Origin of the sequence: Streptomyces sp. NPDC002138, from assembly GCF_040296485.1 — a bacterium.
Classification (GTDB): Bacteria; Actinomycetota; Actinomycetes; order Streptomycetales; family Streptomycetaceae; genus Streptomyces.
Window position 1 is genome coordinate 1 of the sequence record NZ_JBEOXE010000096.1, and the last position, 24,410, is coordinate 24,410.

A 24,410-nucleotide genomic window follows, 5' to 3' on the forward strand; every position below is an offset into this window, starting at 1 on the left:
AGCCCACGACCGGGCAGCAGCAAGTTCCCCACCCATGAACTGAACAACGACCGACCTGCCCAACCGTCACGGCAAACACCGTTGCAGTACTAGGCTGTGCGCCGGTCGGCCCCAGTCGCGGGGCCCCAGGGGGCGGGGAACAGGATGTCCGTAGAACGTCACATAGCGGGGATGCTTCAGCAGATCGCCCGTCAGCAGGACATCGTCGAGATCGCCCCCCAGGGCTCCGCGCCGAAGGCGGCCGCCCTGGCGCACGTGGCGGAGCAGTACGGCTACACGTACGGCATGGCGTACAGGACGGGGTACAAGAACTCACTCGTCCAGGTCCGGATGTACCGGGACCCGCAACCCGAAGCGCGCGTCCGCGAGGCGGCCACCATCACCGCCCACCCGCGGGCGGGCAACGGCGGGACGGTGCCGGGGCTGGAGGAGGGCTCGCTGAAGCCGCTCCCCGAGGCGGTCGGTGCCGTGGCCGTACTGAAAGACCTCGTCACCTTCGATGTCATGGCCCAGTACATCGCCAACCGGAGGCAGAAGGCGGTGTGTTACCTCGCCTGCGCGGTCCTGACCGTCCTCATGCTCATCGACAGGTCGGCGCTCGAAGCGGTCGTCTCCGGCGGGGCGGTCGCGGTGCTCTGCGCCGTGGCGTTCAAGGTGGGCGCGCTCCGCCGCGGGAAGATCGCCCAGCGGCTGACTGACGCCGGGTTCGTCGTGGTGCGCGACGGACAAGGCGGCGAACGGTTCCTGCGCCCGGGGCAGCAGTTGCCCGGCCACACCAGCCTGTTCGCCGCCTGAGGCCGCTACCGCCTGAGGCCGCTACCGCCTGAGGCCGCTAGGCCGTCTCGTCCGGAAGTCGCGGCCCGGCCTGCCGAACTGCTGGCGCTCCTGGACGCGGTCGTAGACCGTACGAGCGCGCGTCAGCTGACCCGAAGGCCGACCGCCAGCGTCAGCTCAAGGACCCGGTGTGGCGATGCGAGATCCGGAAACAGCTCCCGCAGCTGCGACATCCGGTACCGGACGGTCTGGGGATGGACGAACAACGCCGCCGCCACCTCGTCCCGCCTGCCCTGGTGCAGAAGCCACTCCCGCAACGTCTCCTCCAGCCGCCGTCCCGTCGCGACGGGCAAGGCCAGCAACGGTGCGAGGGCTCGGGCACGCAGGTCCGCGAACGCGTCCACGTCGGCGCTCAGCACCAGCTCGGGCAGGTGTTCCTCGGTGTCGCGGATATCGCCGGAGAGGGAGCGCGCGCGTGCGGCGCGTGCGTACGAGGCGGACGCACGCGTCCAGGGCCGCGCCGGGCCGACCACGGCGGTGCGGCCGCTCAGCTGCCGCAGGAGATGTGACCGGTCGGCGTCGGGGACGAGCAGCACACCGAAGGCGTCCGGCAGGTCGTCGAGGACGAGGGTGCCCGGGTCGAGGGCCCGGTAGGCGGGCCGGGCCTGGTCGGCGGGCAGCAGGACCGCGGTCAGCGAAACCGGCGGCTGCCACCCGGCCCGTTGTGCGGAGGCCAGCAGTACGTCCGGGCTCGCGCCGGCGAGGAGGTCGCGGGCCAGGTGTTCCAGGTGGCGCTCGTGGTCCCGGCCCCGGGCGGCCAGCTCGTCGGCGTGGCCCGCGGCGCTCGCGGCGGAGAGCTCGTCGATGTAGGCGAAGGTCAGCTCGGCGAACTTGGCGACCTCGGCGGCGGGCAGACCTGCGGGTACGGCGCCCGCTGCCAGGCATCGCCAGGCCACGCGGGCGCCGACGCGGTAGGCGCTGAGCAGGGCGTCCATCGAACGGCCGTCGCGCACCTCGCCGCGGCCCAGCTCGTAGGCCGCGTCCCCGGCGTCGCCGCCCGTGGCGTTCCCGCTCGCGAGGTCCAGGTAATGCCCCAGGGCGGTGCGGACGGCTCGGCGGATGGTGCCGCCCATGCGGCCCGAAAGGGCGTTGGCGTAGGGAGGGACCTCGTCGATGATCGCCTGGACGACCTCGTCGGCGGTGGTTCTCAGCGTGGCCCGAAGTGCTGTGACCGTCGTCTCATCCAAGGTCAGTTCGGTGACTCTCCGGATTGGATGGCTCACGTTTTATTCCCTACGAACAATTCAGCCGACCAGATTTACGTCTTACGGTCAGGACTTTACGCCTTGAGGCGCACCAAGCTGGGGTCATGACGAGTGCAGCCCTCCGCAGTAGGGCGTGGAAACTGCTGGAGATGGTGACGACGCCGCTGCTGCCGTCGGACTACCTCGACCTGGTCAGCCCGCTGCGTGCGGGCGCTGACCTGCGTGGGCGCATCGAGGCCGTGCAGCCGGAGACGGGTGACGCCGCGACCATCGTGATCAGGCCGGGACGGGGCTGGCGCGGTCACACGGCCGGTCAGTACGTGCGGGTCGGGGTCGACGTCGACGGGAGGCGCCTGTGGCGCGCCTACTCGATCACCTCGCCGCCCCATCGCAAGGACGGGCGCGTCACGATCACCGTGAAGGCGATCCCGGACGGCAAGGTCAGCAACCACCTGGTCCGCGCGGCGAAACCGGGCACCCTGATCCAGCTCGACCAGGCGACCGGTGACTTCGTGCTGCCGGAGGCCAAGCCCGCCAAGGTGCTCTACCTGACGGCCGGCAGCGGCATCACGCCGGTGATGGGCATGCTGCGCGACACAGAGTTCGACGACGTCGTCATGGTCCACTGCGCGCCGCGGCCGCACGACGTGATCTTCCGGGGCGAACTGCACGACCTGGTCGCGGACAAGAAGCTGCGGCTCACCGAGGTGCACACCGACACCGACGGCAGGCTCGACATCGCCCGTCTCGACGCACTCGTGCCCGACTGGGCCGAGCGCGAGACCTGGGCGTGCGGGCCCGCGGGCCTGCTCGACGCCGCCGAAGAGCTCTGGAGCGAACACGGCGTCCAGGAGCGCCTGCACACCGAACGCTTCCGCCCCGGCATCGTCGTCGCCGGTGACGGCGGCGAGGTCACCTTCAGTGCCACCGGCAAGACCGTCGACGCGGACGGCGCCACGCCGTTGCTGGACGTCGGCGAGGAGGCCGGCGTGCTCATGCCGTCCGGGTGCCGCATGGGCATCTGCTTCGGCTGCGTCACGCCGCTCAAGACGGGCGCCGTACGCGACCTGCGTACCGGTGAGATCACCGAAGCCGAGCCCGGCGTCCTCATCCAGACCTGCGTGTCCGCCGCGGCGGGCCCCTGCGACATCGAACGGTAGGAGCACCTTGACCGCCATCGACCCCACCGCCCACCTGACCGCGGAGCAGATCGAGGAGCTCGGCCGCGAGCTGGACGCGATCCGCGACGAGGTGATCGCCAGCCGCGGTGAGAAGGACGCTGCCTACATCCGCAAGGTCATCGCGGCGCAGCGCAAGCTCGAGCTGGTCAGCAGGGGCGTGCTGCTGTTCTCGATCTTCCCGCCCGCGTGGCTGATCGGCACCGCCGGTCTGTCCGTGGCGAAGATCATGGACAACATGGAGATCGGCCACAACATCCTGCACGGCCAGTGGGACTGGATGCGGGACCCGAAGATCCACTCCACCACCTGGGACTGGGACCACGTCTCGCCGGCCGACCAGTGGAAGCACTCCCACAACGAGCTGCACCACACGTACACCAACGTGATCGGCAAGGACAACGACCTCGGCTACGGCATCATGCGCGTCGACGAGGACCAGAGGTGGCACCCGTTCCACCTCGGTCAGCCGCTGTGGAACTTCCTCAACGCCTGCTTCTTCGAGTACGGCATCGCGGCGTACGACCTGGAGCTCGGCAAGAACCTGTCCAAGCGCCGCCGCAAGAACCCGGAGTTCCGCGCGCGGGCCAGGGCCGTGGGCCGCAAGATCCGCAAGCAGGTGCTCAAGGACTACGTGATCCACCCGCTGCTATCGGGCCCGTCGTTCCTCACCACGCTCGCCGCCACGTTCACCGCGAACCTGGTCCGCAACATCTGGACCCATTCGGTGATCATGTGCGGGCACTTCCCCGAGGGCGTGCAGGTCTTCGAGCGCCGGTCGATCAAGGGCGAGACGCGCGGCCAGTGGTACCTGCGCCAGATGATGGGCTCGGCGAACATCAGCGGCAGCAGGGCCATGCACTTCATGACCGGAAACCTGTCGCACCAGATCGAGCACCACCTGTTCCCGGACCTGCCGAGCAACCGGTACGCCGAGGTCGCGGTGAAGGTGCGCGCGCTGTTCGAGAAGTACGAGCTGGAGTACGTCACCGGGCCGCTGCCCAAGCAGGTGTTCTCCGCGTGGCACAAGGTCTTCCGGCTCTCGCTGCCGAACAAGAAGCCCAAGGTCAAGACGCCGGACCGCGAGCAGGAGCTCGTCGCGGCCTGATACGGGATCCGCTGCGAGGATGCTCTCGGACGGACCGGTGTGACCCCGTTCCAGTGGCTCCTCCAGCAGCGGCTGCTGCGGGCCCGTGAGTTGCTGGAAGCCACCCGGCTCACCGTCGACCAGGCGGCCGCCCGCAGCGGCCTCGGCTCGGGCGAGTCGCTCCGCCAGCATCTGAGCCGCCACATGGGCATGACCCCGCCCGCCTACCGGGACGCCTTCACCCACCGCAGGAACGTCAGGGGGCGGCCAGTGACCGAGCAGTGATCGGGCGCGACCCTGACGCTGGTCAGCGGCGGGGCGCAGCGCGGCTGAGGCCCGCCGGGTGCGCGCCGAGCTGTGGCGGCACGCCAAGAACGCCCACGACGCGGGGCGACTGCGGGTCACCGAAGTGCGGGCCGGCCAGTACCTGGGTCCCGGAGCGGTCTCGTCGTTCACGCTGCTGGTCGCACCCCGGGTCCGCGACGGCGAACTGGCCCTCGTCCACGGACACCCCGACGCGGCGCATGCGTTCTCGTACACCGAAGACGTCGCGGCGGCGCTGGTGGCGGTCGGCGGCGACGAGCGATCCTGGGGACGCGCCTGGCACGCCCCGGTCATCACCACGACCCTGCGCCAGGCCGCGACCGAACTCGCCCGACTCCACGGAGCGCCCGCACCGCGGCTGGAACCGCTCACCGAACGGGATCTGACACTGCTGTCCTTGACCGATCCTCTGTGGCGGGAGTTCGCGGAGATGAGCTACATGTCCGAGTAGCGGTTCCTGGTGGACGACAGCGACATCCGCGACGCCTTCGGGCTCAAGGCCTCAACGCTCCGGGAAGCCCTGGCCGGCTGACGAGGGGTGGGCGCTGAGCCGGTGCGGTGTTCAGGGGTTGAGGAAGTGGTGGGTGGGGTGGGGGTGCATCAGGAAGTCGTGGTGGGAGATGTTCCAGGCATAGGCGCCGGCCAGGGCGAAGGCCACGCGGTCGCCGGCACGCAGGCCGGGGGCCGGTACGCGCCGGGCCAGGAGGTCCTTGGGGGTGCAGAGCTGGCCGCTGAGGGTGACCTCGGACCGCGTGCCGGCCGGGCGGGGCCAGGGGTGCGGCCAGGGGTCGAACGGGACGATGGAGCAGGGCTGGTCGTGACCTTTGGTGGCCGGGGTGCGCAGGTGGTGGGTGCCGCCGCGGACGACCGCGAACGCCTCGCCGTGGCTGTCCTTCACGTCCAGGACCTCGGTGGCGTACCAGCCGCAGTAGGCCGTCATCGCCCGGCCCGGTTCGATGCGCAGGGTGACGCCGGGGTGGGCGGCCGTGATCCGGGCGAGGCCCTCGCCGTACGTCTTCCAGTCGAAGAGCACGCCCGGGGTCGCGTACGACACGTGCATGCCGCCGCCCACGTTCACCTCGCGGAGGGCGAAACCGTGGCGGATCGCGAGTTTCTCGGACCAGGTGACGATCGAGGCGGCCGAGGCCACGAGGTCGGGGGCTTCGAGGCCACTCGCCAAGTGGGCGTGTACGCCCAGGAGTTCGAGGTGAGGCCAGGTGTCGGCGGTGAGCAGGGCTGCCGCGGTCTCGGCATCGGCCGGGTCCAGCCCGAAGGGGGTCGGGCGGCCGCCCATCGCCAGCGAGCTGCCCGCCAGCGAGCCTTCGGACAGCGGGAGGTTGACGCGCAGCAGGACCCCGATGGGGGAGTGCGGGGTGGTGCGGGCCGACAGGTCCGCCAGCATCCGGAGGTCGTGGAGGCTCTCCACGTGGTAGCGGGCCACGCCCGACTCCAGCGCCGCCGTCAGCTCCGCCGGGGTCTTTCCCGGGCCCCCGAAGGCCAGCGGGCGGCCCGGTACGGCCTTGGCGACGTGGGTGAGTTCGCCGCCCGAGGAGACCTCGTATCCGTCCACGTACGGGCTGAGCGCGGCCAGCAGCTCCGCCTCGGGATTCGCCTTGGCGGCGTAATACAGCTCCACGCCCGCGGGCACGGCCGCTCGGATGGACGCCGCGTGCGCACGCAGGGCCGCCAGGTCGTAGATGTAGGCGGGCAGCTCCGCGGCGTCCAGCGACTGGATGCGGTCCGTGACCGAAGGAGTGGGAATCATCGGGTCTCGCTCCAGGTGGAATCGTGCGCAGCCTCTGAGAGGACGGCCTCCGCGAAGGGGGACGCGAGGAGTACGTAGCCGGCCTCGCGGTCGGCCTTGCGCTCCCAGCGGGTCAGGAGGTTGGCCTTCGCCGGCAGGGGCACCCCGGCCAGCAGGGCGGCGAGCCGCGGTGGGCAGCCGTTCTGGTCGGCGTAGGTCTGGAGGGTGGCGCGGACCTGCGCCCACAGGGCGGCCTCGGTCTGCGGGTGCAGGTCGGCGAGGGCGGCGAGCATCTCGGCGACGTGATTGACCAGCAGGCAGTAGACGACGCGGTCCCAGCCGCGCTGGGCGTCGTACGTCATGGGGCCCGCGACCTCGGCGGGCAGTGAGGCGAGGAGGGCGGCGTGCCGGTCGGGCACGAGCTTGGTGCCTTCCAGGTCGCGGAAGAGGACCTGGGCGGGCATGCCCTCGTCGTCCACGCAGACGACGACGTTCTGCAGATGCGGTTCGAGGACCAGCCCGTGGTCGAAGTAGGCGGCCAGGACGGGCGGGAGGAGGAGTTTGAGGTACGCCGTCCACCAGGCCAGCGTCGTCTGCGGGCCCTCGCCCGCCAGGAGCCGGGAGATGTGGCCGGGGCCGGTCGGGTACTCGTCACAGACGGCCGCCGCGAGCAACGGGGTGGTGCCCGGCAGGAGTTGCCGCGACAGGCCTTCTCGGACGATCACGCCGAAACCTTCGAGCAGCGCATGCTCAGGGGTGCCGTCGGGGCCGGGCAGCGCGAGGCTGCGGTAGGCGGGCTCGCGGAGCATGGCGCTGCCGGGGAAGCGCTGCGCCAGGTCCGTCAGTGCGGGCTCCAGCAGGCGGGTCAGGGCCACGGCGCCGGACAGCTCGTAACTGGCGTTTTTGCGCAGGCAGTTGGTGATGCGGACGTTCAGGCTGAACTTGAGGAACGTCTCGCCGTCGTAGAGCGTGCGGACCGACGCGGTGGCGGCGAACGGCTCCCCGCCCTGGCCGAGGTCGAGGATGTCGCCGCGGTCGAGGGCTGCCCGGAACTCCGGGTGCTCGCGGAGCATCTCGTACTGCCAGGGATGGGCCGGGAGCAGGCGGTAGCCGTCCGGCACGTCCGAGCGCAGCCGGTCCAGCGGTGCGGCAGCGCCCTCCTCGACGGATTCCTCGGCGACCAAGTGGTCGCGTACGGCGAGGTGTTGCAGGCGGAAGACGGCGCCCACCTCGGGTGCGTACGACATCCAGGAGGCCGTGTCGCCGCTGCGGGCCTTGGGCGTGGGGTGGAAGCGGTGGCCGAAGAGCAGGGACTGCTCGGAGGCGACGTACGTCGCCAGGCCGGAGTCGTCGGCGGAACCGACGCAACCGGGGGAGCCGGGGGAGCCGGAGGAGCCGGAGGAGCCGACGGAACCGGGCGTGTCCTGCGGCGCGCGGCGCACCGCGAGGGACGCGGTGACCGCCTCGTGGCTGGAGACGATCTGGTCCAGGAACTCCTCATTGCGCACACCCGTGCGCAGCGACAGCTCGTCCTGGGTGTACTCGGCGAGACGCCGCCAGTCGATCTCCGTCCAGACATCCCCGCGCTGCTCCAGCACGGGGCCGGTGAACCGGTGGGCGCCCAGCAGTGAGGTGCGGCGCAGGGCGACCCGCAGCAGCACGCCGCGGCGGGGCAGACGCAGCAGCAGGTGGCCGTCGGAGACGGCGCTCTGGTGCTCGGGGCCGGACACCTCGCGCAGCAGGCAGTTGAGGAGTGTGTACGCGACGACGGCGTCGGCGCTCGGCAGACCGGTGGGGGTGGCGCCGGCGGTATGGCCGACGGGCACGGGGGCGGTGGCGAGCGACTTGTTCAGCGGGGGCATCAACGGCTCCAGCGGGTACGGATGGATCGGAGACCTCTACGAGTGCGGGGCAGGGCGAGGGCGCAGGCGGTGACCACGGCCACGGCACCGCCGGTGAACACGGGGGCGGCCGGGCCGTACTGGCTGGTGCCCACGGCGGCGACGACGCCGGCGACGACCGCGCCCGCCTTGGAGAAGAACTCCAGCGAGCCGAACAGCCGGCCGGGAGCCCGGCCTTTGGCACATTCGGCGGCCAGCACGGACAGACAGACGAGCCCGAGGGTCAGACCCGCGCCGAGCAGCAGGCGAACGGCGATCAGCGTGAGCAGGCTGTCGGCCACACCGTGCCCGGCCAGGCCGAGCGCGATGCAGGTGAAACCCAGGGCGATGCCGAGGCGGGGGCGGTGGTGGAAGGCGGAGTGCACCTTCATCGCCGTCAGCAGATAGCACATGTGGGGCAGGGCGAAGATGACGCCCGAGAGGAACGGGGAGGTACCGGGTATGCGCTCGTCGATCAGCCGGATCAGGTAGGGGAAGGAGATCACGGTGGAGAAGACGAAGGCGAATTCAAGGGCGTAGAGGGTGCGGAGTGCGGATACCGGGGAAGGCTCCGGGCGCACCTCGCCCACGGGATCCGGCGAGACCGCCGCGGCCCGTCTCTGCCCGCGCGACTCCGGCAGGGCCGCGATGAGCGCCGCCGCGGTGAGGGGCAGGACGGCGAGCAGGGCGTACTGGCGGTGCGGGGACAGCCAGGGCGACAGCGAGCCGACGACCACGGGCGCGAAGACCAGCGCCGCCCGCGCCGCACCCTGCATCAGGGTGAGCGCCTTGGACAGCTCCGGCCCCTCCAGGGCGGCGCCGAGGTAACCGTTGGACGCGGCGAACGTGCCGCCGAGGATGCCCTGGAGTACGAGCGCCAGGGTGAAGGTGGCCAGGGAGTCGGCCCACCCGGCGAGCAGGAACGACAGCGCGAGCCCGAGCTGGGCACGCAGCAGCAGCCGCTTGCGGCCGAACCGGTCGGCGAGCTTCCCCCACAGGGGGGCGCCCACCGCGCCGAACACGGTCGGGACGACGTACAGCACACCCGCCCAGTGGGCGGTGGCATCGCCGAGCCCAGGGAGGATCTCGGTGAGGTAGGGAGGCAGCCCGAGGGCGGCGAAGGACGCCACGAAGTAGCATCCGGCGACGGCGTGCACTTGCCGACGCTCCAGCGTCGGCCGGGACGGGGTCGCGGGCACCGGCCGATCCGCGGGAGTTGCCGTCGGCGCTCCGGCGGTGTCCTTTGCCGGTTCGGCGGTGTCCGCTGCCGCTGTGGCTCTCGTCGCAGGTCCCGTGGCACTCATCGCAGGTCCCTCGCTCGCCGGCGCAGGTAGTTGGGGCCGGTCGTGTAGTGCGTGTTGATGTCCGAGGCGCCCGAGCGCTCCTTGGTGAGCAGCGTTCCGGCGGTGACCATCGCCTTCACCGGCAGCTCGGCGGCGTCCAGCACCCGCGCCCGCAGCTCCGCGCCCGGCTCCCCGCTGCCCGTACCGAGTCGCTCCGCCGCCTCGGCCAGCCGTTCGCGCACGAGCCCCAGTACCGCCTCGGGCGAAGCGGTGCGGCCGTGCGTCGACAGCCCGAAGGCGTACGAAGCGGCGCACAGGTGGAGGGTGATGGTGGTGAGCATGTCGGTGACGGCGCTGTAGTCGTCACCGGACATCCGCGGGTCCTGGAATCCGGCCAGCAGCTCATCGGCCTCCGCGCCCAGGGTCTGCCGCAGGCGCGGCACGTTGAGGCGGGGGCTGTCGTCGTCCTTGAACAGCAGCCGCACCCGGGTGCGGCCGTCCTCCGGGGTGCGGTCGAGCACCAAAGAGATGTTCTGCTGGTGGGATTCGATGGCGATCCCGTAGTCGTAGAGGGTGGTCTGCCAGTCGAGCAGCAGGGTGAGGCAGGCGTCGAGCAGCGCGAGGGGGTCGCCGTCGTGGAAGCGGTCGGCGAGGTGGTCGATGACCAGCCGCCCGCCGGGGGCGTGGCCGAGGAGGGCGGCCAGGGGCAGTACGACGGCGCCGTCGAGGCCGGCCGGGTAGCGGCGGCACAGGACGGCGAGCAGCTCGTGTCCGGCGTGGGCGTAGACCGTCTCGTCGGCGTGCAGGATCGCGTCCTTGAACCGCGGCTCCCGCCCGAGCACCGCCTCCAGCAGGCGCTGTCCGGCGGCGCCGTGCACCAGGGTGACGGGCTTGATGGTGCGGCGGTTGCGCAGGCCCAGGGTGGCGGTGGCCAACGGCAGCTTGAGGTGCAGGTCCGGCTCGCCGACCAGGCCGACCGTACGCATCGACAGGGTCGGTACGGCCTCCAGATACGGCTCCTTGGCCAGGACGGCCGTGCCCTCCAGCCCGGCCTCGCGCAGGGCCTCGCGCAAGGGTGCGCCGAGGCTGAGCGGGTGGACCGGGAGCGCGAGGTGGCTGTCGCCCAGCTCCGGCAGGCCGAGGTCGGCGGGGGAGGGCCAGCCGGCGGGCAGCATCGCGGGGCCGCCGGGGATGGTCAGCGCCTCCCGTGGCACGGCGAGCCAGCGCAGGGCGAAGCGCGGGTGGAACTCGGGTGCGTACGCCCGTAGTTGCGCATCGTCCAGGCCCGAGCGGCCGCGCGAGGTCGGGTAGACCGGGTGGTCGAGACGGGCGGCGAGGGCGTCGTAGGCGAGGGAGGCGGCAAGGCCCCTCCAGTCGGCGGGGTCGGCGCCGTGGCGGGCGGTCAGTGCGTCGAAGACCTCACCGGCCGTGCGCTCGTGCAGCCGCATCGTCGCCAGGGTCTGACGGCACTCCTCGGCGAACGCCTCGAAACCGGGGAGGTCGAGGGGGTCGGCGAGTGCGGTCAGGGCGGCCAGGACCTGGTCGGATCCGGTGAGTTCGGCACCCTCCGGCTCGCGGACGAGGACGGGGCGGCGGGCGGCGTACACGCCCTGAAAGCCGTCTTCGCGGACGGGGAGCAGCAAGGAGCCCTCGCCGCCGGGCAGCGGCAGGCGCACCCAGGGGCCGTCCTCGCGGTCGACCGTCGTGGTGCGGGTGCGCAGGCCCACGACGTCCTCGCGGAGGAAGGCGCTCAGCACGCGCAGCAGGAGAATCCCTTCGGCATCCTCGGCGCCCGAGATCTTGGTCGCGGTCGTGGTCGCGGTCGCCTTCGCGGCAGTCGTGGCGTCCGGGGTGGCGGCGCGGGTCACGGCGTGATCTCCCAGTGCTGATCGGCGAGGAACCCGGCCACGACACGGTCGACGGCCGCCGGGTCGGTGCCGACGGCCCGGACGACGCCGAGGTAGTCGCGGTTGGTGTGGTACAGCTCGTGCCGCTCGCCCACGGCACGCAGGGGCCGGTACACAAGGCGGACGCCGTCCACGATGAGGTCGGTGGCGGCGGGTGCGGCCGTCAGGGTGCCGGCGCGGTCGGCGCACGGCCAGTCGATCCGGGCCACGCCGTCGCGGCGGACGTCGAGTTCGGCGGGGAGCGCCTGCCCGAGATGGGTGCGCAGGACACGTTCGAAGAGCGGGATGCCGAGGAGCTCGGCGAGCATCAGGTCGCACTGGTCGCCGATGGCCCGGTAGTTGACCTCGATGATGCGGGCGCGGCCCTCGTGCACCACGAACTCGGTGTGGCAGATGCCGAAACCGATGCCGAGGGCATCGAGCTGGGTCAGGATCTGGGCCACGACCGGCTCGGGGTGGGCCGGGACGAAGGTGGAGCGCTTCTCTATGAAGTGCGGCGGCGCCGAGAGTTCGGTGCGGAACCCACCCAGGACGTGGCGGACGGCGCCGTCGCCGAGCGTCTCCAGCGTGTGCAGATCGCCCCTGAGGTACTCCTCGACGACCAGGGCGGCGCCGGGCCGCCGAGCCTGTATCTCCTTGCAGTGCAGGAGCAGGTCCTCGGGCGCGTGGACGAGGACGACGTCCTCGCTGGCCACTCCTTCACGCGGCTTGACCACGCAGGGGTACGGCACGTCGGCGGCCGCGGGCACCTCCCCGGGGCCGATCTCCATGGACCACACGGTGCCGGTGCCGGAGGCGGCGAGGTGACGGCGCATCTGCGCCTTGTCCTTGACGCGCAGGGCGGCCTGCCAGCTCTTGCCCGGGAGGCCGAAGTACTCGGCGGCCAGGGCCGCCTGCGTCTGCAGGTGATCGCTGTTGGTGAAGACCGCGTCGGGCGTGTGGTGGCTCGACATCCGGGTGATGACGGCGCGGAAATCGCGTACGTCGCACTCCAGGACCTCGACGCCCGCGGCGTAGCGGCCGCGGTGGCGCTCGGGCTGGTCGGTCAGGACGGTGACGTCGAGGCCGAGTCGGGCCGCGGCGGGGAGGAAGCCTTCGGTGACCGAATCCGTGGGGTTGATGGCGAGCAGGTACAACCGCATGGGCGGCAACCCCTTCCGAGTCGTGGCGAGGACGAGCAGCCGTGATCACGGAACGATCGGCTCGACACCGGCGGGGCGGGGGCAACACCGGCTGCCGCAGTTTAGGTTAGCCAAACCTAAGTTTTCAAGTCGCCCTTCCGGCGTCCGGCTTGGCCGACTTGATCAGCCATCACCTTAGAATAAGGTAAGGCTTACCAATCTACGCCGCCCCCTGGTCCTCACGTCTCTCCGACCCGCCGATACCCGCACGCTGTTGAGGAACGCCCATGACGACTCCCCTGGACACTCCCGTGCCGCGCAGGGCCGTGCGCGGGGGCCCTGCACTCGCCCCTGGCTACCGCCGTCTCGCCGCGTTGTGCGAGGCGCTGGCCGTACGGGTCGCGGGCGTCGGTGTCGGCGTCGGCGCTGGTGTCGGTGTCGGTGTCGGTGCGAACGCCGACAGCGCCGACGAGGAGGCGCGGCCGACCGGGGAATGGGTGACGGGTGCGGAACTGGCGCAGGACCCGCAGGCCCTGTCGGCCTTCATCGGCGCCGAGGCCGCGCGCATCCGCGAGCGCCACGGCCACGCGTCCCGCCCGGACGTCGCCGCCTCCCGTGCCCTGCACGACTACCTCTGGTCCGTCAGCCTGCTGATGAGCGGCACCTGGTACCTGGACCGCCGCGTCCCGCGCATCAGCCCGGCGGAGATCCGCGTCGACCTCGCGACGGGCGGGTTCGAGGTGACCCCGGGTTCCGGGTTCGCCTGCCTGCCGGACGACCCGGCCGCGGCCCCCGTCGCGCCCTTCGGCGTACGGATGTCCGACGTACGGAGGTCCGGTCCAGGGAGGTCCCGGGTACGCCCGGTCGCCGACGAGGAAGCGCTGCGCGCCGAATTGCGCTCCGCCGTGGTCGACCACATGCGGCCCCTGCTCGCCGCCATCGGCCCGCACGTGCGGCGCGGACCGCGCGCCCTGTGGGGCATGGTCGGCGACGACCTGGTGTCCGGCATCTGGTACCTCGGCCGCACCCTCGGCCAGGAGGAACACTCCGTCACCGCCGCGACCGAACTGCTCCCGGCTGCCATCGCGCCCTTTCCCGGCGGCGCCGACTTCCGCCGCCTGGTGGGCCGCGAGGGCCACCGGTACCCGACGCGCACCCGGACGGGCTGCTGCCTGTACTACAAGCTCGACGCCGCCGGCCCGTGCGGCACGTGCCCCCGCACCTGTGACGGGGAGCGGCTGCGGCGGCTGGAGGGCGAGGGCTGAACGGCCCTTCCACCCGCCGGGAAACGGCGTCGGGCCGGTACCGAGGATCTCGGTACCGGCCCGACGTGTCGGACCGCGCGGGTCAGCGGGTCCGTCGACTCACTTGGCGGGGTCGACCTTGAAGGTCTTCGCCATGTCGTCCAGGACCATGTCCGCACCCTGGAGGGAGACCGAGGTCATCCACGTGGCGTCGTCCACCTCGTGGACGTGGCCCTTCTGGACCGCGTTCAGGCGCTGCCACAGCGGGTTCTCCGTGAACTTCTTCTTGCGCTCCGCGCCGCCCGAGAAGGCCGTCAGGAAGATGTGATCGGCGTCGACCTGCTGGATCTGCTCTTCGCTGATCTCGATGTTGAACTTCGCGGTGTCGCGCTGGTTTTCCGGCCGCAGCAGCCCCATGTCCGTCAGGATGATGCCGCTGAAGGTCTTCGGGAGGTAGACGCGGGTCGGGCCGTCCACGAAACGGGTGACGGAGAAGGTCGGCTTGCCGCCGTCGCCGCTGCCGCCGCCCTGGGCGTTGATGGCGTCACCGATCTTCTTCGCGCGGGTCTGGTACGCCGTGAGCTCGGCCTTGGCCTTCTCCTCCTGGCCGAGCGCCGTGCCGAGGAAGGTGATGTTCTCCTTCCAGATCGGGCCGGTCGTCTTGACGAAGACGGTCGGAGCGATCTTGCTCAGCTGGTCGTACAGGTCCGCGTGGCGGACGGTGGCCGAGACGATCAGGTCGGGCTTCAGGGCCGCGATCGCCTCGAGGTTGGGGCTGTCGAGCGGGCCGACGTCCTTGGTGTCCTTGACCGCGTCGCCGAGGTAGGCGGGGAAGCCCTTCTGGTCACGGTACGAGCCGACGCCGCCGACGAGCGGGGCGTCCAGCGCGACGACGGCCTCGACGAGGCTGTTGTCCAGCGCCACCACGCGCTTGGGCTTGGTCTTGATCTCGGTGGTGCCCTTGTCATGGGTGATGGTGCGCGGGAACCCCGCGTCGGCCGCGGCGGCCGGCTTGTCGGCGGTGTCGGCGGCCTTGCCGTCCCCACTGCCGCAGGCGGCCAGCGAGAAGGCCATGGCCGCCGTCAGGACGGCAGCGGCGATCCGGCCGGGCCGACGGCGCTGAACGAAGGTGTTCATCGGGTTTTCTCCCAAGAGCTACAGTGCAGACGAGCAACTGGCCAGGGACCGCTCGGTGGTGACGAACACTTCGAGCAGACCCTGACCAGCATCTTAGGCAAGGCTTACCTACCTAGGCGTTGGTGACAATAGCCGCTGTCCCGGCCTGAATCCACCCCGCGGGGGATTCTCCACTTCGGTAAGGCATCCCTTACCTTGTGAGGCGTGACCTCGAAGCCCGTCGCCGGGAAGGCGGCCGATGCCGACCGCCGCCCCGTGCCGCCACCACGCCCCGCCCTTGGCCGAAACGCCACCGCCGCCGCAGCCGCCACCGCAACCGTCTCCGCTGCCTCCCTCGCCACCGACACGGCCCCCGGGACCGCGACCCGCGACCGCAACAGGACGGCCACCCGCGCCGCGTTGACGGCCGGACTCCTCGTCGCGCTCTTCGCGGCCGTCTGCGCGTCACTCGCCATCGGCACCAAGTCCGTTCCGCTGTCGGACGTACTCAGCGCGATCACCGGCGGTACCGACGGCGACGCGGTGGTGGTCCGGGAACTGCGCATGCCGCGCACCTTCCTCGGGCTGATCGTCGGCGTGGCCCTGGGCGCGGCCGGCGCGGTCGCCCAGGACATCACCCGCAACCCTCTCGGCGACCCGGGCCTCATCGGCATCAGCGCCGGCGGCTCGTTCGCCGTCGCCCTCAGCATCGGCGCGCTGGGGCTGACGAGCCCTTACCAGTACATCTGGTTCGCCTTCCTCGGCGCCGCGCTCGCCGGCCTGCTCGCGTACGCCGTCGGCGGCACCGGGTACGGCGGTGCCACCCCCGCCAAACTGGCGCTCGCCGGGGCGGCCGTGACCGTCCTGCTCGACGCGGGCACCAACACCCTCGTGCTGCTCGACGTCCGCACGCTCGACCAGTACCGGTTCTGGGCGGTCGGCTCACTCGCCGGCCGGGACTCCGGACTGGCCCTGACCCTGCTGCCGTTCGCCCTCGTCGGGCTCCTGCTGGCCCTCGGGCTCAGCGGCCGCCTCAACGCGCTCGCGCTCGGCGACGACCTCGCCAGCAGCCTGGGCACCAAGGTGCGGACGACGCGTGCCCTCGGCGCCGTGGCCGTGATCCTGCTGGCGGGGACGGCCGTCGCCGCCGCCGGTCCCGTGACCTTCATCGGGCTGGTCGTGCCGCACATCGTCCGGGCGTTCACCGGACCCGACGCCCGCTGGCTGGTGCCGTGTTCGGCGGTGGGCGGCGCGGCTCTGGTACTGACCGCGGACGTCGTCGGCCGGATGGTCGCCCGCCCCGGCGAACTGGAGGCCGGAGTCGTCACCGCCCTGCTCGGCGCTCCCTTCCTCGCCCTCCTGGTCAAGCGGGGCAAGTTGAAGGAGCACACCCGATGAGCCTGTCCACGACGAGCGCGTCGCCGACGAGCCCTTCACCCGCGAACCGGCCGGGGCCCCGCCCGCTGCGCCTGGAAGCCGGACCGGTCGGCGTCGCCGTGCGCCCCCGCGTCGCGCTCACCCTGCTCGGCCTCCTCCTCACCGGATTCGCCGGGCTCGTCGCCTCCGTGTCCCTCGGTACGTACGCCATCCCGATCGGCGACGTGCTCGGCGGAGTCCTCGGATACGGCCACGGTGCCTCCGACCTGATCATCCATGAACTCCGGCTGCCACGCGCCCTGACCGCCCTCCTGGTCGGCGCGGCGTTCGGCCTGGCCGGCGCCGTCTACCAGGCGGTCACCCGCAACTCCCTGGCCAGCCCCGACCTGATCGGCATCGCCGCCGGATCCGGGGCGGGCGCGGTCACCGCGATCCTGATCGGTGGGGCCACGTCCGCCGCGGCGGCCACGTTCGGCGCCGTACCCTTCGGGGCGCTCGCCGGCGCGCTGCTCACCTCCGCCGTGATCTACGTACTCGCCTACCGCGACGGCACCATCACCGGCTACCGCTTCGTCCTCGTCGGCCTCGCCGCGAACGGCGCCCTGGTCGCCCTGACGCGCTGGCTGCTGGCCCGCGCCGACATCGACCAGGCCGCCCGCGCCATGGTCTGGCTCACCGGCAGCCTCAACGGCCGCGGCTACGAACACGTCCAGTGGTCCGGGCTGGCCCTCGCCCTGCTCATGCCGCTGACGCTGGCGCTGGCCCGCCCGTACCAACTGCTGCAGTACGACGACGACACCGCGCGCAGCCTCGGCATCCCGCTGAAGCACTCCCGTATCGCGCTGCTCGTGCTCGCCACCTGCCTGACGGCGCTGGCCACCTCGGCCGCCGGGCCGATCGCCTTCGTCGCGCTCGGCGCCCCGCAGATCGCCCGCCGCCTCACCGGCACCGCCGGCATCCCGCTGGTGGCCAGCGCGCTGACCGGCGCGGTCCTGCTCATCCTCGCCGACCTGGCCGCCCGCCTCGTACTGGCCCCGATCGAACTGCCCGTCGGCGTGCTCACCGGCGCCGTGGGCGCCCCGTACCTGCTACTGCTGCTCGCCCGGGCCAACCGGGCCGGAAAGGGAGGCTGAGATGACCGCCCCACTGACCGCCCCACCCACCGGCGCTGACGCCGACGTGATCGCCAACACCGGTACCGACGCCGGGTCCAGCCGGGCCGCAGCCCTGCACGGCTCCGGTCTGCGCCTGGGCTACGGCGACCGGATCGTCGCCGAGGACCTCGACCTGCCGATCCCGGCGGGCCGGGTCACCGCTCTGGTCGGCCCGAACGCCTGCGGCAAGTCCACGGCCCTGCGCGCCCTGGCCCGCCTCCTCAAGCCGGCCGACGGAAGCGTCCTCCTCGACGGCGAGGACATCGCCTCCCTCTCCGCCCGGGACTTCTCCCTGCGCCTGGCCCTGCTGCCGCAGACCCCCAGCGCCCCGGACGGCATCGCCGTGCGCGACCTGGTCGCCCGCGGCCGCACCCCGCACCAGCGGTGGTGGCGCCAGTGGTCCGCCTCGGACGAGGCGGCCGTGGACGCGGCCCTGACCGCGACCGGAACGGCCGACCTCGCCGACCGCTCGCTCGACGAGCTCTCCGGCGGCCAGCGCCAACGCGTCTGGATCGCGATGGCCCTGGCCCAGGACACCTCGGTCCTCCTCCTGGACGAGCCCACGACCTACCTGGACCTGGCCCACCAGGTCGACGTCCTGGAACTCGTGGCCGACCTCAACCGCACCGACGGCCGCACGGTCGTCATGGTCCTCCACGAACTGAACCTGGCCTGCCGCTACGCCGACCACCTGGTGGCCATGCGGGAAGGCCGCATCGTGGCGGCCGGCCCCCCGTCCGACATCGTCACCCCGGACCTGGTCCACGACGTCTTCGGCCTCCGCGCCGAGGTCATCCCCTGCCCGGTGGCCGGCACCCCCCTGGTCATCCCCCAGGGCGGCCGCCGCCAGACCCCGGCCTGAGGGCCGCGCACCGACGAGCCGGCGAGCCCTTCGGGGCTGCCGCATGGGGGTGCGGTTCCGGTCGGGCTGCCCGGACCGCCCTTTCACCAGCGGATGGCGGTGAAGTCGACCGGCCGGGGCCGCAATTGCCGAGTACGGTCCGCCAGCGCTCCCAACCGCCGGGACATCTCGTCGGCGGGCAGTCGGCGGCGGTCGCCGTGGCCGGGCAGGACCCATTCGAACCGGAGCTGTCCGGCCGTCCTGGCCAGTGAGGCGGCCAACTCCTCGATGGAGTACCAGATCACGCTGTCCGCGACTTCCAGGTCACGTGTGGTGCGTGACCAGAAGAAGCTGTCTCCGCTGAAGCAGTACCGGTCATCCGCGAGGTAGAGCACGCTGCCCGGTGTGTGGCCGGGCAGGGGGTGGGCGGTGACCCCCTCACCGATCTCCACGGGCTCCAGGCCCCGGATCACCTGGTCCGCGTCCGGCGCCGCGTCGAGGTCGCCTTCGTGGATCCACAGCCGGGCGCCGTAATGGCCGGCGTAGCGGCGGCCGTGGGCGGCGTGGTCCCGATGGGTGAGGAGTACATCGGTGACGGGGCCCAGCGCCGCGTAACGCTCGGCGAGTTCGTGGTTCCAGCGCGGTGTGTCGATCATCATGACCGTATGGGAGGGCCGCAGCAGCAGGTAGGAATTGGCCCCTGCGGTGTGCTGGGAGTTGTGCCCGCACAGGAATACGCCGCTGTCCAGGGCCATCGGAAAGGGATCGAGGCCCCGGTCCGGTTGCCCGGAGGCGGGGCGGATCGAGCGGGTGGGGCAGGCGAAGGCCGCTGCGTGTAAGCGCCGCGTCTCCATTTCATCGCGGGGCGGCCGCAGGATCCGGGACCTTCCGTCGGCTTCGCCGATCAGTTCGGGCGCGAGCTGTCGCGCGACATCGCAGTTGAAGCAACGGTCGTCCACGTACCAGCCGTCCACGGCGGATCTCCGTCCTCGGAGGAACGGCCCCGATCGGGGCCGCTCCCAGGGATACCCCACCCGCAGCCGGAACCGGTAGGACCTGCCGGTCTTGTACTTCCGGCCCCCACGCCATCTCACGGATCTGGTCGGCGCCGAGCGGATGATCGCCTCCTCGCCAGGGACCTGTCGAGCCTCCACGTATCGTCACCGAGCTCGCGGCGGTGCCGCCGTTGCGGGTGTACCACCCTTGACCCGGTCACCGCGCGGCAACCGCGCGGGACCGCGACGCCCTCCTCGTCCGGGGGTCAGAGCTCGCCCGGGTCCAGCTGTTCCAGGGGGCCGAGTGCCGGTCCCTGGAGGACCTCGCCGTCGACGCCGAAGCGGGAGCCGTGGCAGGGGCACTCCCACGTTCGTTCCGCGTTGTTGAAGGCGACGAGACATCCGAGGTGGGTGCAGACGGCGGACACGGCGTGCAGACCACCCCTGTCGTCGCGGTGTACGGCGCAGGGCTTGCCGGCCGCCCTGATGACCGTCCCCTCGCCCGGCCGCAGGCTCCGTACGGGTCCGTTGGTGCCGTCGCCGAGCGTGTCGAGGCGGTCCTTGACGAAGTGCTTGCCGGTGTCCCACTGGGCTTTGAGGAGCTCCGGAGCGGAGCGCAGCGCGGATCCGAGGCGCCGGGGATCGTAGAGACCGCCCCACGGGTCCTTCTCGCCGCCGATGAGGGAGGCGATGACCGTGGCGGCCAGGACCCCGCCCGTCATGCCCCAGCCGGCGAACCCGGTGGCGACGTAGACGTGGTCGCCGCCGCCGGGCAGACGGCCGATGAGGGGCAGGGTGTCCGTGACGCTGTTGTCCTGTGCTGCCCACCGGTGGGTGATCGTGACGCCGGGGAAGTGCTGCTCTGCCCAGCTCTGCAAGCGTGCGTACCCGGCCTCGGTGTCGTGCCCCTCGCCCGGAGTGAACGCCTCTCCGGTGACGATCAGGAGGCGGCCGCCGTCGGCGAGCGGCGCCGTGCGCACGGACCGCTTGCCGCCCTCCTCCGTGATGTACATCCCGTCGGGATCGAGGTGGGCGGGCAGCGGGCCCGCGATCACCAGATCGCGGTGCTGCGTCAGCCGGGCGGTGAGCAGGGCATGGTCGAAGACGGGGTGGTGGGTGGCCACCACGACGTGGCGGGCGGTGACGGTGGCACCCGAGTCGGTGGTGAGCCGGCACGGATCGCCGTCGTCGAGTGCCGTGACGCGGGTGCCCTCGTGGATGTGTCCGCCGTGCGCGACGATGTCGTCGACGAGGCCGCGCAGGTACTTGAGCGGATGGAATTGTGCCTGGTCCTCCACCCGCACCGCTCCGGCGACCGGGAACGGCAGACCGGTCGCGGTGACGAAGGAAGCACTGAGCCCGGCTGCCCGGGCCGCCTCGGCCTCCGCGCGCAGGGCCGCCACGCCCTCGGGATCGCGGGAGTACGTGAAGGCGGGGCGTTCCTCCAGTTCGCAGTCGATGCCGAGTTCCGCGGCCACGTCGACGATGTGACGCAGCGCGGCGCTCTGGGAGGCCGCGTACCGGCGTGCGGTGTCCTGTCCGTGGTCCGTCCGGAGCGTGTCGTACACGGCGGTGTGCAGGGCGGTGACCTTCCCCGTCGTGTGCCCGGTGACGCCTCCCGCGAGCCGGTCCGCTTCCAGCACGACGACGCTCAGCCCCATACGGGCGAGTTCCCACGCCGTGCTGAGACCGACGATGCCGCTGCCGATCACCGCCGCATCCGCCTGCGCCGTCCCCGAGAGGGGAGCGAAGGACGGCAGGTCGGCCGTCCGCATCCAGTAGGAGCGGCCGTCGTTCGGAGGTCGGTTCATGTCCGGCGACTGCCCAGTGGGGCCGGGGTGATGCATGGACGTCCTCTTCGGTGACCCGCCGTGCCGGTCCGGACACGCTGGTGCGGAGGATGGGTCCCGCAAGGGGCGGGCGACGCGGCCGAGCGGGTGAGGGGGCCCACCCCCTCGGCCGACCCCGGAGGTTGTTTCGTGACGTCGGCCGGAGGATGGGGCGCACCATCCCCTGTTGCGAGGAGTTCTCTCCGATGCTGGAGCGCAAGCTGCTCAAGGACCGTGCCCAGGTCACCTTCGTCCTCCCGGCCGACAGCCCGCCCGGCCCCGTCAGCGTCGTCGGGGACTTCAACGACTGGCAGCCCGGAACCCACATCCTGGAGCGGCGCGGTGACGGCATGCGTGCCGTGAGCGTCGCGCTGCCCGAAGGGAGCGTCCATTCCTTCCGGTACCTGGCTGCCGGCGACTACTGGTTCGACGAGGAGCACGCGGACGCCCACGACGGCACGAACAGCCGCCTGCAGACCTGAGTACCGGGCGGCCAGGCACCCTGCCTGCCGTCCGTACGCCCTCGTCCGGGTCCCTCGCGCACGTTTCCGATGGGGCCCGGGCGCCCGTACTCCGTCAGGCACAACGGGGCCCGTGCTCCGCACCGCGCCAGTGGGATCACGGCAGGGGCGTGCCACCCGTGGCGTTCACGATCTCGCCGGTGATGTAGCTCGCCTGCGGCGAGGCGAGGAAGACGTACGCGGGTGCCATCTCGGCGGGCTGGGCGGGCCGGCCCAGGGGCGACTGCTCGCCGAACCGCTTCGCATCCGGCATCGTCGCCGGGATGAGCGGCGTCCACACCGGGCCGGGAGCGACGCCGTTGACGCGGATGCCCCGCTGGGCGAGCATCTGCGCGAGCCCATGGGTGAAGGAGATGATCGCCGATTTGGTCATGGCGTAGTCGAGCAGGTGGGGACTCGGCTGGTAGCCCTGGACGGACGTCGTGTTGATGACGCAGCCGCCCTTGGGCATGTACCCGAGCGCCTTGCGGGTCAGCCAGAACATTCCGTACAGGTTGGTCTTCATCACCCGGTCGAACTGCTCCGTGGTGATCGCTTCGATCCCGTCGGGCTGCGACATCTGGTAGGCGGCGTTGTTCACCAGGATGTCGACGCGCCCGAGCTCGGTCACGGCCCGGTCTATCAGGGCCCCGCACTGATCCTCGTCGCGGATGTCGCACGCGACGGGCACCGCTGTGCGGCCCGCCTCCCGCACCAGCCGGGCCGTCTCGGCGGCCTCGTCCGTCTCCTCGGGCAGATGGGTGAAGACGACGTCGGCGCCTTCCCGGGCGAAGGCGAGGCATACGGCCCTGCCGATGCCGGAATCGCCGCCGGTGACCACAGCCGCCCGGTCGGTGAGGAGGCCGTGGCCGCGGTAGGACTCCTCGCCGTGGTCGGGTCGAGGGTTCATCGCCTCGGTGAAGCCGGGGTGGTCCTGTTCCTGGTCGGGAAAGGGAGGACTGGGGTGGCGGGTCACGGGGTCGGGAACTCGGGGTGTTTCGTGCGGCATGGGATCTCCGTGGTGCGCCCGTCCGGGCGGATCGAGGAGCGGCCGCCAGGGTGATGCCGACCCCCTTGTCGGGAGGGGCGGCCGCTCCGCAACGACAGCGGTCAGTGGCCGAGGGCGCTCTTGAGCTGCTGCTTGTTCATGGTGGAGCGGCCCTCGATGCCGCGCTTCTTCGCCTCTTCGTACAGCTCGTCCTTCGTGCGCCCGGACGAGCCGGCACTCCCGGACTTCTGTCCGCCTCGCCCGGAGGCCGACGTGCCCTGTGTGGAGCCACGGTTGGCCGATTTACTCTCCCCCGACCGGGCACGCTCCTTGTTCACCGTGCGTGAGGCCATCTCCTTAGCGCGGTCTTCGGACATGCCGCGCTTCTCGCCGGACTCCTTGATGTGCTCGTACTGGCGCTCGCGCTTGGGGCTGGATCCTCGGGGCATGGCGGAACCTCTCTTCGTTGGGGGGACCTCAAGGTCAGGGTGCGCGTACCCGGATCCGCGCGCATCTCACGCGGAGCGAACGGCGGCGCGGCGCTCCTTCGCCGTGTCACCAGATCATGAGCGACTCCGACAGGGCCGCCGTGTTCATGCCCTCATCCCCCTCATCGTGATGAGTTCGCCCTTCCAGGGTCATGGAGGAGGAGATCGCGGGCAGGGGCGTGGTGAGGAGAAGAAGCCCCCCGGATACGGGCGGACCGTGGTGCCCGCTCCGGGCGAAGAGGAAGGATTGTTCAGATGTCGCAGGTGGAAGAGTCCGTCGAGGTCGATGTTCCGGTGCGCACCGCGTACAACCAGTGGACGCAGTTCGAATCGTTTCCGCACTTCATGGACGGAGTGGAACGGATCGACCAGCGCACGGACACGATGACGCACTGGGTGGCGAAGATCGGCGGAGTGACCAAGGAGTTCGAGGCGGAGATCACCGAGCAGATCCCGGACGAGCGGGTCGCCTGGACCGCGCTCGGCGGCGAGGTCAAGCAGGCCGGTGTGGTCACCTTCCATCATCTGTCCGACAACCGGACCAAGGTGATGCTCCAGCTCGACTACGACCCGGATGGGTTCGCGGAGAACGTCGGCGACAAACTCGGCTTCGTCAAACGGCAGGTCACGGGCAACCTCAAGAAGTTCAAGGCCTACATCGAGGAACGCGGCCACGAGAGCGGCGCCTGGCGCGGCGAAGTCTGAAGCCACCACTGAAAGGCCGCGTGCGGGTGAACACCGGCCTGCCCGCGCGGACGGGCCGGCCGGGTCGACCGGGTTGTCGCGACCTGTGATCGTCACCAGCCGACGAATCCGGAGTATGGGGAAGCGTCTACGTGCCTGTGAGTGCGGGCCGATCGTTGAGCCGGTGTGAACGCATTTCATGATCTCGAGGACCATCACTGGGCGGCCGTCGGCCGGCTGCTTCCGAGGTGCGGGCCGGGCGGAGCGGACTACCGGTCCATCGTCAACGGCATCCTGTGGCAGCAGAACGGCGGCCGCCGCTGGCACGACATGCCCGCCCGTTACGGGCCCTGGCACCGCTGCGCCGAACGCCTGCGCCTGTGGAACGCCGACGGCACCTGGCAGGCGATCCTCACGATCCTTGCCGACAGCGGCCACCCCGTCCGATGCGCCGACAGCGGCCAGGAGGCGGAGCCGACCGCAACGACGGGGACGGACCGGACCACAGAAGAGGACTGGAACCGCCCCTGGATGACCTAGTGCCGCGTCAGGCAATGTTCGCCCCGTCGCGACGCCCGGCACGTGCTCTCGCCGCACCGGCCGAAAGCCCAAGTACGTCCAGTACGAGCGC

At 71.5% G+C, this 24,410-nt stretch carries 23 protein-coding genes; 12 read left to right on the forward strand and 11 right to left on the reverse strand.

Features of this window, described 5'->3' with window-relative positions; genetic code table 11:
* Nucleotides 1-171 precede the first annotated feature (171 nt).
* On the forward strand, nt 172-795 hold the full coding sequence (locus ABT084_RS35075; protein ID WP_351053030.1) for a hypothetical protein: 624 nt from the start codon (nt 172-174) through the stop codon (nt 793-795).
* 122 nt (nt 796-917) lie between these two features.
* Here ABT084_RS35075 and ABT084_RS35080 read toward each other — a convergent pair whose 3' ends face one another.
* Nucleotides 918-2,057: a helix-turn-helix domain-containing protein gene (locus tag ABT084_RS35080; RefSeq protein WP_351053032.1), complete on the reverse strand. Its 1,140-nt coding sequence runs from the start codon at nt 2,055-2,057 to the stop codon at nt 918-920.
* Nucleotides 2,058-2,143: 86 nt separating this feature from the next.
* Between ABT084_RS35080 and ABT084_RS35085 the strand changes: the two genes are divergently transcribed.
* Genes ABT084_RS35085 through ABT084_RS35100 form a run of 4 tightly spaced genes read left to right on the forward strand, consistent with a single transcriptional unit; the run spans nt 2,144 to nt 5,079 of the window.
* Nucleotides 2,144-3,199, forward strand: coding sequence for a ferredoxin reductase (locus ABT084_RS35085; RefSeq protein ID WP_351053034.1), 1,056 nt, complete (start codon nt 2,144-2,146; stop codon nt 3,197-3,199).
* Between the two features lie 7 nt (nt 3,200-3,206).
* Nucleotides 3,207-4,325 (forward strand): fatty acid desaturase family protein, encoded by a 1,119-nt coding sequence (locus ABT084_RS35090; protein ID WP_351053037.1) that lies wholly within the window; start codon nt 3,207-3,209, stop codon nt 4,323-4,325.
* Nucleotides 4,326-4,364: 39 nt separating this feature from the next.
* Nucleotides 4,365-4,589 (forward strand): helix-turn-helix domain-containing protein, encoded by a 225-nt coding sequence (locus ABT084_RS35095; protein WP_351053039.1) that lies wholly within the window; start codon nt 4,365-4,367, stop codon nt 4,587-4,589.
* A gap of 58 nt (nt 4,590-4,647) precedes the next feature.
* Nucleotides 4,648-5,079: a Rossmann-fold NAD(P)-binding domain-containing protein gene (locus ABT084_RS35100; RefSeq protein ID WP_351053042.1), complete on the forward strand. Its 432-nt coding sequence runs from the start codon at nt 4,648-4,650 to the stop codon at nt 5,077-5,079.
* 111 nt (nt 5,080-5,190) lie between these two features.
* Here the strand turns inward: ABT084_RS35100 and ABT084_RS35105 are convergent, their stop codons facing one another.
* From ABT084_RS35105 to ABT084_RS35125, 5 genes are all read right to left on the reverse strand, one after another.
* Nucleotides 5,191-6,393: a type III PLP-dependent enzyme gene (locus ABT084_RS35105; protein WP_351053045.1), complete on the reverse strand. Its 1,203-nt coding sequence runs from the start codon at nt 6,391-6,393 to the stop codon at nt 5,191-5,193.
* On the reverse strand, nt 6,390-8,234 hold the full coding sequence (locus ABT084_RS35110) for an IucA/IucC family protein (RefSeq protein ID WP_351053048.1): 1,845 nt from the start codon (nt 8,232-8,234) through the stop codon (nt 6,390-6,392). Before ABT084_RS35110 ends, ABT084_RS35105 begins: the two co-directional genes overlap by 4 nt.
* The gene (locus tag ABT084_RS35115) at nt 8,234-9,451 is read right to left on the reverse strand and encodes an MFS transporter (protein ID WP_351053050.1); all 1,218 of its coding nucleotides are present in this window, start codon (nt 9,449-9,451) and stop codon (nt 8,234-8,236) included. The genes ABT084_RS35110 and ABT084_RS35115 overlap by 1 nt, the downstream gene beginning before the upstream one ends.
* Nucleotides 9,452-9,552: 101 nt before the next feature.
* The gene (locus ABT084_RS35120) at nt 9,553-11,403 is read right to left on the reverse strand and encodes an IucA/IucC family protein (protein WP_502969272.1); all 1,851 of its coding nucleotides are present in this window, start codon (nt 11,401-11,403) and stop codon (nt 9,553-9,555) included.
* Entirely contained in the window at nt 11,400-12,584 is a 1,185-nt protein-coding gene (locus ABT084_RS35125; RefSeq protein ID WP_351053052.1) for an ATP-grasp domain-containing protein, read from the reverse strand. The genes ABT084_RS35120 and ABT084_RS35125 overlap by 4 nt, the downstream gene beginning before the upstream one ends.
* A 266-nt stretch (nt 12,585-12,850) precedes the next feature.
* Here ABT084_RS35125 and ABT084_RS35130 point away from each other — a divergent pair, with 266 nt between their 5' ends.
* Nucleotides 12,851-13,828, forward strand: a complete 978-nt coding sequence (locus ABT084_RS35130) for a (2Fe-2S)-binding protein (RefSeq protein ID WP_351053054.1) — start codon at nt 12,851-12,853, stop codon at nt 13,826-13,828.
* Between the two features lie 99 nt (nt 13,829-13,927).
* Here ABT084_RS35130 and ABT084_RS35135 read toward each other — a convergent pair whose 3' ends face one another.
* A complete protein-coding gene (locus tag ABT084_RS35135) occupies nt 13,928-14,944 on the reverse strand; it encodes an ABC transporter substrate-binding protein (RefSeq protein ID WP_351053057.1) in 1,017 nt (338 codons plus the stop codon).
* A gap of 204 nt (nt 14,945-15,148) precedes the next feature.
* On the opposite strand from ABT084_RS35135, the gene ABT084_RS35140 reads away from it, so the two are divergent.
* Genes ABT084_RS35140 through ABT084_RS35150 form a run of 3 tightly spaced genes read left to right on the forward strand, consistent with a single transcriptional unit; the run spans nt 15,149 to nt 18,316 of the window.
* Nucleotides 15,149-16,321, forward strand: a complete 1,173-nt coding sequence (locus tag ABT084_RS35140) for a FecCD family ABC transporter permease (protein WP_351053060.1) — start codon at nt 15,149-15,151, stop codon at nt 16,319-16,321.
* Nucleotides 16,318-17,433 (forward strand): FecCD family ABC transporter permease, encoded by a 1,116-nt coding sequence (locus ABT084_RS35145; protein ID WP_351053061.1) that lies wholly within the window; start codon nt 16,318-16,320, stop codon nt 17,431-17,433. Before ABT084_RS35140 ends, ABT084_RS35145 begins: the two co-directional genes overlap by 4 nt.
* Before the next feature lies 1 nt (nt 17,434).
* Nucleotides 17,435-18,316 carry an ABC transporter ATP-binding protein gene (locus ABT084_RS35150; protein ID WP_351053064.1) on the forward strand — a complete coding sequence of 294 codons (882 nt, stop codon included), beginning with the start codon at nt 17,435-17,437 and terminating at the stop codon, nt 18,314-18,316.
* A gap of 83 nt (nt 18,317-18,399) precedes the next feature.
* On the opposite strand, the gene ABT084_RS35155 is transcribed toward ABT084_RS35150, so the two are convergent.
* Nucleotides 18,400-19,269, reverse strand: coding sequence for a 4Fe-4S domain-containing protein (locus ABT084_RS35155; RefSeq protein ID WP_351053068.1), 870 nt, complete (start codon nt 19,267-19,269; stop codon nt 18,400-18,402).
* Between the two features lie 287 nt (nt 19,270-19,556).
* The gene (locus ABT084_RS35160) at nt 19,557-21,101 is read right to left on the reverse strand and encodes an FAD-dependent oxidoreductase (RefSeq protein ID WP_502969273.1); all 1,545 of its coding nucleotides are present in this window, start codon (nt 21,099-21,101) and stop codon (nt 19,557-19,559) included.
* 224 nt (nt 21,102-21,325) lie between these two features.
* Between ABT084_RS35160 and ABT084_RS35165 the strand changes: the two genes are divergently transcribed.
* Nucleotides 21,326-21,601: an isoamylase early set domain-containing protein gene (locus tag ABT084_RS35165; protein WP_351053071.1), complete on the forward strand. Its 276-nt coding sequence runs from the start codon at nt 21,326-21,328 to the stop codon at nt 21,599-21,601.
* Between the two features lie 136 nt (nt 21,602-21,737).
* Here the strand turns inward: ABT084_RS35165 and ABT084_RS35170 are convergent, their stop codons facing one another.
* Nucleotides 21,738-22,628, reverse strand: coding sequence for an SDR family oxidoreductase (locus ABT084_RS35170; RefSeq protein WP_351053074.1), 891 nt, complete (start codon nt 22,626-22,628; stop codon nt 21,738-21,740).
* A 101-nt stretch (nt 22,629-22,729) separates the two neighbouring features.
* Nucleotides 22,730-23,056: a plasmid stabilization protein gene (locus ABT084_RS35175; protein ID WP_351053077.1), complete on the reverse strand. Its 327-nt coding sequence runs from the start codon at nt 23,054-23,056 to the stop codon at nt 22,730-22,732.
* 294 nt (nt 23,057-23,350) lie between these two features.
* Here ABT084_RS35175 and ABT084_RS35180 point away from each other — a divergent pair, with 294 nt between their 5' ends.
* Together ABT084_RS35180 and ABT084_RS35185 are read left to right on the forward strand one after the other, a co-directional pair.
* On the forward strand, nt 23,351-23,800 hold the full coding sequence (locus ABT084_RS35180) for an SRPBCC family protein (protein WP_351053079.1): 450 nt from the start codon (nt 23,351-23,353) through the stop codon (nt 23,798-23,800).
* 165 nt (nt 23,801-23,965) lie between these two features.
* Nucleotides 23,966-24,319 (forward strand): transposase, encoded by a 354-nt coding sequence (locus tag ABT084_RS35185; protein WP_351053082.1) that lies wholly within the window; start codon nt 23,966-23,968, stop codon nt 24,317-24,319.
* Nucleotides 24,320-24,410 lie beyond the last annotated feature (91 nt).